8 protein-coding genes are annotated in these 8,218 nt (G+C 72.9%); 3 read left to right on the top strand and 5 right to left on the bottom strand.

Features of this window, described 5'->3' with window-relative positions; all coding sequences use genetic code 11:
* Nucleotides 1-41 precede the first annotated feature (41 nt).
* Entirely contained in the window at nt 42-752 is a 711-nt protein-coding gene (locus tag BGM09_RS11875; protein WP_317452661.1) for a response regulator transcription factor, read from the top strand.
* 43 nt (nt 753-795) lie between these two features.
* Here the strand turns inward: BGM09_RS11875 and BGM09_RS11870 are convergent, their stop codons facing one another.
* Both BGM09_RS11870 and nadA read right to left on the bottom strand, forming a co-directional pair.
* Nucleotides 796-1,674 carry a GNAT family N-acetyltransferase gene (locus BGM09_RS11870; protein ID WP_188281479.1) on the bottom strand — a complete coding sequence of 293 codons (879 nt, stop codon included), beginning with the start codon at nt 1,672-1,674 and terminating at the stop codon, nt 796-798.
* Between the two features lie 22 nt (nt 1,675-1,696).
* The gene (gene nadA, locus BGM09_RS11865) at nt 1,697-2,869 is read right to left on the bottom strand and encodes a quinolinate synthase NadA (RefSeq protein WP_188281478.1); all 1,173 of its coding nucleotides are present in this window, start codon (nt 2,867-2,869) and stop codon (nt 1,697-1,699) included.
* Between the two features lie 269 nt (nt 2,870-3,138).
* Between nadA and BGM09_RS11860 the strand changes: the two genes are divergently transcribed.
* Nucleotides 3,139-3,492 carry a HesB/IscA family protein gene (locus BGM09_RS11860; RefSeq protein WP_188281477.1) on the top strand — a complete coding sequence of 118 codons (354 nt, stop codon included), beginning with the start codon at nt 3,139-3,141 and terminating at the stop codon, nt 3,490-3,492.
* 107 nt (nt 3,493-3,599) lie between these two features.
* Here the strand turns inward: BGM09_RS11860 and BGM09_RS11855 are convergent, their stop codons facing one another.
* Nucleotides 3,600-5,195, bottom strand: coding sequence for a hypothetical protein (locus BGM09_RS11855; RefSeq protein ID WP_317452660.1), 1,596 nt, complete (start codon nt 5,193-5,195; stop codon nt 3,600-3,602).
* 143 nt (nt 5,196-5,338) lie between these two features.
* Complete coding sequence (locus tag BGM09_RS11850) at nt 5,339-5,605, bottom strand: hypothetical protein (protein WP_223186698.1); 267 nt, start codon at nt 5,603-5,605, stop codon at nt 5,339-5,341.
* 137 nt (nt 5,606-5,742) lie between these two features.
* On the opposite strand from BGM09_RS11850, the gene BGM09_RS11845 reads away from it, so the two are divergent.
* Nucleotides 5,743-6,723, top strand: coding sequence for a carbohydrate kinase family protein (locus tag BGM09_RS11845; RefSeq protein ID WP_188281476.1), 981 nt, complete (start codon nt 5,743-5,745; stop codon nt 6,721-6,723).
* Between the two features lie 22 nt (nt 6,724-6,745).
* On the opposite strand, the gene BGM09_RS11840 is transcribed toward BGM09_RS11845, so the two are convergent.
* A complete protein-coding gene (locus BGM09_RS11840; protein ID WP_188281475.1) occupies nt 6,746-8,110 on the bottom strand; it encodes a cysteine desulfurase/sulfurtransferase TusA family protein in 1,365 nt (454 codons plus the stop codon).
* Nucleotides 8,111-8,218 lie beyond the last annotated feature (108 nt).

Below are 8,218 nucleotides of genomic sequence, written 5' to 3'. Positions count from 1 at the left end.
GCCGCCCCGGCCGTCCCGCCGCGCGCCCACGGGGGCGCCGGATCACCGGCACCGGCCGCCTCGCCGACGAGCGCGCGCGGGGACCGCTGCGCGTCGTCCTCGCCGACGACCAGGCCCTGCTGCGCGGCGCGCTGCGCGTCCTGGTGGAGTCCGAGCCCGACATGGAGGTGGTCGGGGAGGCCACCGACGGCGCGGAGGCGGTCGAACTGGCCAGGACCGCGAACCCCGACGTGGTGCTGATGGACATCCGCATGCCCCGTACCGACGGTCTCGCCGCCACCCGCGAGATCACCGCCGACCCGGAGCTGACCGGGGTCGCGGTGCTGGTGCTGACCACCTTCGAGGCCGACGAGTACGTGGTGCAGGCGATCCTCGCCGGGGCCGCGGGCTTCCTCGGCAAGGGCGCGGAGCCCGAGGAACTGCTCGGCGGCATCAGGACGGTGGCCGCGGGCGACGCGCTGCTGTCGCCGTCCGCGACCAAGAGCCTGATCGCCCGTTTCGTGTCGCAGCAGATCGACGCCGGGGTGCGTACGGTCGCCGGTCTCGACGCGCTGACCGTCCGCGAGCGGGAGGTGCTGATCGAGGTGGCCGGCGGGCTGTCCAACGCGGCCATCGCGGTGCGCCTCGGCGTCAGCCCGCTTACCGTCAAGACCCACATCAACCACACCATGGCCAAGCTCGCCGCCCGCGACCGCGCCCAACTGGTCGTCGCCGCCTACGAGTCGGGCCTGGTCCGCCCCCACCCCCGCTGACCGCCCTGCCGTCGCCCCGCCCGCCCGCAGCGGAGCCGCCTCGTCAGAGGAAGGTCCGCGAGGGGATGTACGGCATCGGCGGGCGCATGCCGCGCAGGCAGACGAATCCGGCGTTGGTGATCTCCAGGCCGGCGGCGATCCCGACGTCCAGGGCCCAGTCCTGCTCGGCGGTCAGCCGGTCGACGCGGGCGGTCTCGCCCTCGGGGACGCTCAGCAGCGCGGCGGTCAGGAGGCGGGAGGCAAGGCGCCGTGAGGTGGCGGCGATCAGTTCGACGCTGCCGCCGCGCAGGTAGCAGTAGCCGCTGCCCGCGAGGTCGTCGACCACGAACAGCCGGTGGTGGCGCAGCAGTTCCTCGTGGTCGGCGCCGTGCGCGCCGCCCCGGGTCCTGCGGTCGAGGGAGTCCAGCAGGTCGCGGTGGCGGGCGGTGCCCTCGTGCACCGCGCCGTCCGGCGGCTTGAGACCGGCCGCGTCCACCGGTCCCGTGAGCCGCATCGCGGGGTGCAGCGTGAATCCGGCCCTGCGGTACGTGCGGGCCGCCACCGGGTGCCGCGAGCCGCAGATGATGCCGCGCAGACACGCCCGGCCGTGTACCAACGCCCGTGCGAGCAGCGCCTTTCCGACGCCCTTGCCCTGCGCGCCGGGCACCACGGCCAGCAGCGACAGGCCCCAGGTGCCCTCGCGCCGGGTGGACAGCGCGACCCCGACCGGGCCCGCAGTGCCGTCCTCGATCAGCCAGCAGCCGCCGGGGTCGCTGCGCGCCAGATGCCGGGTGGTGCTGTGCCGCATGGCGATCTCCGCGGCCGGTAACGGCCCTTGCGGCGCCCCGCCCAACAGCTCGTGCGAGGCGCCGAAGGCGGCGGACGCGATCACCCGCACGACTTCGGCGTCCTCCTCGTCGTCACGTACCGGTCGAAGGATCACGCGTCCATCATCGCGCCGCGCGTTACGGCAGGGCCAGCATCTGCTCCAGCGCCAGCTTCGCGAAGTGCTCGGTCTCCGCGTCGACCTGGATGCGGTTGACGAGCTTGCCGTCGGCCAGCGACTCCAGCGTCCACACCAGGTGCGGCAGGTCGATCCGGTTCATCGTCGAGCAGAAGCAGACGGTCTTGTCGAGGAAGACGATCTGCTTGTCGGGGTGGGCGTTGGCGAGCCTGCGCACCAGGTTCAGCTCGGTGCCCAGCGCCCACGCCGAACCGGCGGGGGCCTCGTCCAGCATCGTGATGATGTGCTCGGTCGAGCCGACGTAGTCCGCCGCCGCGACCACCTCGTGCTTGCACTCGGGGTGCACCAGGACGTTGACGCCGGGTATCCGGGCGCGGACGTCCTCGACCGACTCCAGCGAGAAGCGGCCGTGCACGGAGCAGTGGCCGCGCCACAGGATCATCTTGGCCGCGCGGAGCTGCTCGACGGTCAGACCGCCGTTCGGCTTGTGCGGGTTGTAGACGACGCAGTCGTCCAGCGAGAAGCCCATGTCGCGCACGGCGGTGTTGCGGCCGAGGTGCTGGTCGGGGAGGAAGAGCACCTTCTCGCCCCGCGAGAAGGCCCACTCCAGCGCGCGCCGGGCGTTGGACGAGGTGCAGATGGTGCCGCCGTGGCGGCCGGTGAAGGACTTGATGTCGGCGGAGGAGTTCATGTACGACACCGGCACGGTGACGTCGGCGACGCCCGCCTCGGCGAGCACGTCCCAGCACTCCGCGACCTGCTCGGCGCTGGCCATGTCGGCCATCGAGCAGCCCGCCGCGAGGTCGGGCAGGATGACCTGCTGCCGCTCCGAGGTCAGGATGTCGGCCGACTCGGCCATGAAGTGCACACCGCAGAAGACGATGTACTCGGCCTCCGGCCTGCCGGCGGCGTCCCGCGCGAGCTTGAAGGAGTCGCCGGTGACGTCCGCGAACTCGATCACCTCGTCGCGCTGGTAGTGGTGGCCGAGGATGAAGACCCTGTCGCCGAGGCGGGCCTTGGCGGCGCGGGCGCGCTCCACCAGATCCGGGTCGGACGGTGCGGGCAGGTCCCCGGGGCACTCGACTCCGCGCTCGCTGCGGGGGTCGGACTCCCGGCCGAGCAGGAGGAGCGCGAGAGGCGTGGGCTGTACGTCCAGCGGTTGCGTCGTGGTCACGGGCCCATAGCCCTTTCTTTGCAGCGCAGACCTTTTCGTCTACTTGACGTTATCTATGATAGCCCGTTCGTGTCAGATTGACGATGCCGGTTTCGTCAATGTGACGCATTCGCTTTCGCCGCTCCGTACGCCCTCCCTCACCGCCGCCGCGGTGTGCGAGCATGGAGGGGAATAAGTCGTAGCGGACCTCGACACGCACGGAATGAATCCGCGCGGTTGCCGGTTAGCAGTCGGTAGCCAGCAGTCCGTACAACCCGGGAGAGAAGCACATGACGGTTCAGGACGAGACCACCACGACGGACGGCATCCTCCTGTCCGACGCTGCCGCCATCAAGGTGAAGACCCTGCTGGAGCAGGAGGGCCGTGAGGACCTCGCTCTGCGCGTCGCCGTCCAGCCCGGTGGCTGCTCGGGACTGCGCTACCAGCTCTTCTTCGACGAGCGCTCGCTCGACGGCGACGTGGTCAAGGACTTCGGCGGCGTCAAGGTCGTCACCGACCGGATGAGCGCCCCGTACCTGGGCGGCGCCTCGATCGACTTCGTCGACACCATCGAGAAGCAGGGCTTCACGATCGACAACCCGAACGCCACCGGCTCCTGCGCCTGCGGCGACTCCTTCAGCTAACCGGGCGGCGGCCGGGCCCACGCCCGGCCGCACCGGAGCACGAAGGCGGCGGCACCCCTGCGAGGGGGTGCCGCCGCCTTCACGTGTGCCCGGCGTGCGCGGTGCGCTCAGCGCGCCTTCAGCGGGTGCCCGCTGGAGGCGTCCACGACCGTACGGCCGCCGAGCGGCTTGTCCAGCGTCACCTTCTCGGTGAACTCCTTGGCGAGCGTGACGCACATGCCGCCCTTGTCGGCCGCGGTCACCGTCACCCGCACCTCGTCCGCCGACTCCGCGGCCTTCGCGCTGTACGTGCTGCACACCCCGCCGTAGAAGGTCAGCGACAGCGTGCCGCCGTCCGCGTGGTACGTGCTCAGGCCGACCGTGTGGTGCCGCTGGGCGGGCCCGCTCGGCTGCTCCGGCACGCTGGAGGGCGGCACGGCGGTACCGGGCGCGTCACGCTGGACGTACGCCGGGCCCACCGCGGGCTGCGCCTGCACACTCGACCGGCTCACACCGGGCTGCGCGACCTCGAAGAGCCAGGACGGCACCAGCACCTGGGCACCGGACACGTAGTCGAGCGACAGCCCGAACTCGGCGCCGCGCACGTCCATCGGATGGCCGTTGCCCGGCACGCACGGCAGCGTGTGGGGGAGCGTCCTGTCCTCGCCTGGAGTGGTCGGCAGGGCGCTCGGCTTCGGCGCGGGCGCCGACTTCGCCGGACAGGCGGCGATCCCGTGATCGGGGTGCATCGCCTGCCCGTTGAGGTCCTTCAGCGCCTGCGCGGCGCTCACCACCGGATAGCTGTCGCCCTTGTCGAGCGCCGATAGGCGGCCGTGCGCCAGCGTGATCAGCCCGTCGGAACCGACGTCCAGGCCGGTGCTCCAGTTGTGCGTCGGCAGGCCGTCCACGACCGGGTCGGCCGTCACCGCGCGGAGCGCGCCCGCCGTCTCGTGCGCGTCGACCTCGGCGCCCGACAGGCCGAGACCGGCCAGTACGGGCGCGGCCACCGCCTTCGCGCGCTGCTCGGACACCGGCGGCTCGGGGGTCGGCGCCTGCGTCGAGCTCGTACCGCTCGCGGGACCTGATCCGGTGCCGGACTCGTTGCCGGACCCCGCGCCGGGGCCGCTTTTCTCCGGGCCGTTCTTCTCCAGGCCGCCGGGGTTCACCGGCCGCGGGGGATAGGCCGGTTCCGCCGGGCTGACGGTGGTCGCGCCGTACCTGCTGTACGACCAGGTGCCCGGCGCGGCCTTGGTGACCAGCAGCGTCGGCCCGGCGCCGTCGCCCGGCCCCACCCGCCACGAGTCGCCCTGCGCGGTGGCCGGGCCGCTCATCCCGAGCAGCTTCGCCAGCCTTTCCACATCGCCCGCGACGACCGGTCCCTGCCCGCGGTAGACCGCGGCGGAGTCGGGGCCCTTGGGCAGCGTGCCGGTCAGCGTGTACGTGCCGCCGGTGGCCGGACCGCTGCTCGTACCGTTGTCCGCGCCGCTGCCGTCCGCGCTGCCCGAGCCTTCGCCGGGGGCGTCGTTCAGCCGCAGCGGGGCCGGCTCGGCCTTCGGGTGACCGGCCTCGTTCGCGGTCGCCGCCCAGTACGCCCCGCCGCCACCGGCCAGCAGTACGGCGGCCGCCACCGCCGCCACCAGCAGCCGTGGCCTGGGCGTGGACCGCTCGGGGCGGGGCTCTTCCGTCGTCGGGTCCGCGTTGTCGTCGTCGCGTTCGGTGCTCACCGCGTGCTCCTTCGGCTCCGTACGTCAGATGCGGATCTGACGCGACGGGCCGGATTCCGGTTCCGCCGGGGCCGTTGCGCCGTCCGGGGGAACGGCGACGCGGGCCCCGCCGAAGGAGCCGTTCGTGATCCGCCGGACAGCTCCTAGTCGCCGAATTCGGCCATACCGCGCACCACGTGCGCGGACGCGGGCGGGACGACGATGCCGTGCAGGCTGGCAGGGGCGACCACGGCCTGGGCCCTGGCGGCCGGGGTGTGCCAGTGCGCGGCCATCCGGCGGCAGTCGCCGAGCAACTGGTCGAGCGACTCGGGCTCGGCGAGCGGGAACGACGCGGTCACCGGAGGGGTGGCCGAAAGGGCCGAAAGAGGGGAAGGGGAGGACGGCACGGGTGCGGCGGGGGTAGACCTCATACCTTCGACCCTAGGCACGGGCGGACCATCGAGAAAGCCCTACTATCGGGTAGTTTCGCCGTGTCCGACTGCTACGGCGCACCCGGTAGCGTGGGACGCCTGCTCTTCTCGTCGATCCCCCGCAGGAGCCTGCCGCCGTGCGTATCGCCGTAACCGGATCCATCGCCACCGATCATCTGATGACCTTCCCCGGCCGTTTCGCCGATCAGCTCGTCGCCGACCAGCTTCACACGGTGTCGCTGTCCTTCCTCGTGGACGGCCTCGACGTGCGGCGCGGCGGGGTCGGCGCCAACATCTGCTTCGGCATGGGCCAGCTCGGCACCTCGCCGATCCTGGTCGGCGCGGCGGGCAACGACTTCGCCGAGTACCGCTCCTGGCTCCAGCGGCACGGTGTGGACACCTCGTCCGTACGGATCTCCGAGGTGCTGCACACCGCCCGCTTCATCTGCACCACCGACGCCGACCACAACCAGATCGGCTCCTTCTACACCGGCGCCATGAGCGAGGCCCGGCTGATCGAGCTCCAGGCCGTCGCCGACCGCGTCGGCGGCCTCGACCTGGTCTCGATCGGCGCCGACGACCCCGAGGCGATGATCCGCCACACCGAGGAGTGCAGGACCCGCGGCATCCCCTTCGCCGCCGACTTCTCCCAGCAGATCGCGCGGATGGACGGCGACGACATCCGCGTCCTGCTCGAAGGCGCCGCGTACCTCTTCAGCAACGAGTACGAGAAGGGCCTCATCGAGGCCAAGACCGGCTGGAGCGAGGAGGAGATCCTGGACCGGGTCGGCACCCGCGTCACCACCCTCGGCTCCCACGGCGTCCGGATCGACCGCAAGGGCGAGGAGCCCATCCAGGTCGGCTGCGCCGAGGAGCAGACCAAGGCCGACCCCACCGGCGTCGGCGACGGCTTCCGCGCCGGATTCCTGTCCGGGCTCGCCTGGGGCGTCAGCCTGGAGCGCGCCGCGCAGGTCGGCTGCATGCTGGCGACCCTCGTCATCGAGACCGTCGGCACCCAGGAGTACGAACTGCGCCGCGGCCACTTCATGCAGCGCTTCAGCAAGGCGTACGGCGACACCGCCGCCGAAGAGGTCCGCACCCACCTCGGCGGGCGCTGAGCCCTCCCCGGACGAGCGCCCGTCAGGCCCTGCGCCGCACGGTGTACGCGGTGCCGCGCTCGGCCGGGCGCTCACCCAGATAGTCGTGGCCCCGCATCTCGCACCACGCGGGGATGTCGAGCCGGGCGGCCTCGTCGTCGGACAGGACGGTGACGAGGCCGCCGACCGGCACGTCGTCGATCACCCGCGCGAGGTCGATGACCGGGATCGGGCAGAGCTTGCCGAGCGAGTCCACGACCAGGGCGCCCGAGCCGCCCCGCACGTCCGCCGACGGCCGCGCGCCCAGCGCCGAGCGGACCTCGGCGACCACCTCGGGCAGCACCGTCAGGAACCGCTCGACCTCCTCAGCGGCCGTCCCCGGCGGCAGCGACACCCGTACGTTCCCCTCGGACAGCACACCCATCGCCTTGAGCACATGGCTGGGCGTCAACGTGCTCGATGTGCACGACGATCCGGACGACACCGAGAAACCGGCCCGGTCGAGACCGGTCAACAGCGCCTCGCCGTCGACGTACAGGCAGGAGAAGGTGACCAGGTGCGGCAGCCGCAGCGTGCCGTGGCCGACCACCTCCACATCCGGTACGACCCGCGGCACACGCGACCTGATCCGGTCCACCAACGCCGAGAGCCGGACGGCCTCCCGGGCCGCCTCCTCGCGCACCGCCCGCAGCGACGCGGCGGCGGCGACGATCGCGGGCAGGTTCTCGAAACCGGGCGCGCGCCCCGACTCCCGTTCGTCCGCGGGCCCCTGAGGCGCGAAGCGGGTGCCCTTGCGGACCACGAGCAGCCCGACCCCGGACGGCCCGCCCCACTTGTGCGCGCTCGCCGTCAGCAGCGACCACTCGCCCTCCACCCGCCCCCAGCCCAGCGACTGCGCCGCGTCCACCAGCAGCGGCACCCCGGCCGCCCGGCACAGCGCCGCCGCCTCCGCGACCGGCTGCACCGTACCCACCTCGTGGTTGGCGGACTGGAGGCAGGCCAGCGCGGTGTCCGCGCGCAGCGCCGCCGCGAAGTCCGCGGCGGCCACCCGCCCCGACCGGTCGACGCCCACCGTCACCCGTTCGTACGCCTCCGCCGCGTGCAGCACCGACGAGTGCTCGACGGCGGAGACCACCACCTGACGGCCCGTCCGACGGCGGCCCGCCATGGCGCCGGACACACCCGTGTGCACCGCGCGTGTCCCCGAAGGAGTGAAGACCAGTTCGTCGGGGCGGCAGCCGACCGCGTCCGCCGCGGCCTCGCGGGCCGCGTCCAGCAGCAGCCGCGCCCGGCGCCCCTCGCGGTACAGCCGCGCGGGGTCGGCCCACCCCTCGTCGAGGGCGGCGAGCAGCGCCTGCCGGGCGACAGGGTGCAGCGGAGCGGCCGAAGCCGTATCGAAATAGGACACCTCCGCACGCTACAACCCGCCCGTGCCGACCGGCCGGGCGCACTGTCAGAAGGCCCCCGGAGCGCGGGATTCCATTCCTTCGGGGTGTGCCCCGGCGCGTTGTACCCC

The organism is Streptomyces sp. CBMA29, assembly GCF_014596445.1.
GTDB lineage: Bacteria > Actinomycetota > Actinomycetes > Streptomycetales > Streptomycetaceae > Actinacidiphila.
This window is presented reverse-complemented; position numbering and strand designations above follow the sequence as displayed.

Coding starts and splice junctions, on each gene's coding strand:
- BGM09_RS11860 (WP_188281477.1), top strand. CDS start 3,139: ATGACGGTTCAGGACGAGACCACCACGACGGACGGCATCCTCCTGTCC.
- BGM09_RS11850 (WP_223186698.1), bottom strand. CDS start 5,605: ATGAGGTCTACCCCCGCCGCACCCGTGCCGTCCTCCCCTTCCCCTCTT.